Genomic DNA, 1,805 nt, shown 5'->3' with positions numbered 1-1,805 from the left:
GCGCGTCGACGGGTGACGTCGACGCGCCGCTCGGTGGCACGTCCGGTTGGGCAGCGGGGCGGGCGACGGCCGACTCGGCTGGAGGCGGCACCGGCTTGGCGGGCCGGAACCAGGCGTCCGGGCCGCTGGGCGCGGGTGGTTCGGGCCGGGGCGGGACCTTCGGTGCTGGCGGGTCGCTCGGCGGTGGCGGGACGTACACCCTGGGCGTGCCCGGCGCGATCGGCGATGGTGCCGACGCCTCCGACGGGACGGCGGCGGGGCTCGCCGCGCCCCGGCCCCCGGGCGGAAGGTGCGGTTCAGCCGGGTGGGCGGCTGCCGGACGGTCGATCGGCGGCGTGGTGGCCGGACGTCCGAGCGCGGGCTCGGCGCCACGGAGCGCGGCGCCCAGGCCCAGGTGCGGCGTCGGTGCCGACGGGTGGGTCGGCGGAATCGGCTCGGGACGCGACGACGTCGGCTCGGCCACTGTGCTGGATCTGGCCTCGGGCGCCGGCAGGAACTCCAGGCGCAGCGGGGCGCCGGGAGGCGCCGGGACTGGCGCGGCATCGCCGTCCGGCACGGGGCGCGCCGTGTCGCCGGTGGTCCGGAACCGGTCCCCCGCAGCGGGCACCGGTGGTCGAGGGCCGGCATCCGGCGGCCCGCCGACCGGGCCCGCCGGTGACACGGGTCGACCGGTGGTCGAGCCTGCCGGTGACACGGGTCGACCGGTGGTCGGGCCTGCGGGTGACACGGGTCGGCCGGTGGTCGGGCCAGCTGGGGACACCGGCCGGCCCGGGACCGGAACGTCGCCGCGCGGGGCCAGGAAGCCAGGCGGTCCCGAGACGGGCGGGCCGGAGACCGGCGCGCCGGAGGTCGGCCGGTCGTCGCCGCCGGCGACCGGCCGCCCGGAGGCGGGGTGCGAACGTCGTTCGTCGTACCGCGGTTGGGCCGGTGGCGCGGCGGTCCCGTGCGGGCCACCGTGGTGCGGACGGTCGGTCGGCTCGGCCGGCCGCCGGTGCTCGGGGCGCGGTTCGGCGCGGCGGGCGGCGTCCCGGTCGAAACCGGCCCGCACGGGGCCGGGCGGCGGCCAGGGCAGCCCGCCGTCCTGCTGCGGGTTCCCCCGCGGCTCCCGGTACGCGTCGCGCTCCCGGTACGCGTCGGACCGGGCGGCCTCGCGCGGGCGCCGCTCCGGGTACGCCTCGGCGCGTGCCGCCGCCTCGCGTGCCTGCCACCGCTCGTCCGGCTCCGGCTGCCGCCGTTCCCCCTCGCGGTACGGCTGCCCGGCCGGGCCCCGGCCGGTGCGCTGCCACCCGTCGGCGGGTACGTCCGGCTCGTGACCCCACCCACCCGGGGCGTGCTCCTCCCGCCCGTCGGCGCGTCGCTCCCACTGTCCCGACGCGGCGCGTTCCCACGGCCCTTCCGCTGCGCGTTCCCGCCGCCCGTCCGGAAGGCGGTGCTCGGCGGGGGCGCCCCACTGGTAGCGGGGCCGGCGGGCTGCCTCGCCCGCCCGGGGGTCGTCGCCGGCCTCCGGCCGGCGGTCGCGCCCCGGTTCCGTCCGCGGCTCGTGGTCGCGTTCGAGCCGGTTGTCGCGGCCGTGCGGGAGCCGGTTGTCGTGGTCGCGTTCGAGCCGGCCGTCGTGGCCGCGATCGGTCCGGCTGTGGGGACCGGGGTCCGGCCGGCGGTCGTAGCCGGGGTCCGGCCGCTGGTACGCCGGGGACCGACGCGGGTCCTCGTCGGGCTCGGGCAGCCAGCCCGGCTCGGACCGGCCGGCGGGGGAGACGGGGCGGTCCCGCCCGGCCGGCTCGTGCCGGGCGGGCGGGGGTCGTAGC

The 1,805-nt window shown here is 81.2% G+C and carries 1 pseudogene; it reads right to left on the bottom strand.

What is annotated here, in order from left to right:
- Nucleotides 1-1,805: pseudogene (locus ACSNOB_RS31835) on the bottom strand (hypothetical protein); the annotation flags it as partial.

The sequence above is a fragment of the Micromonospora sp. URMC 106 genome, from assembly GCF_051386395.1.
Taxonomy (GTDB): Bacteria; Actinomycetota; Actinomycetes; order Mycobacteriales; family Micromonosporaceae; genus Micromonospora.
Note: the sequence above shows the minus strand (reverse complement) of the source record. Positions and strands in the feature narration are given on the sequence as shown.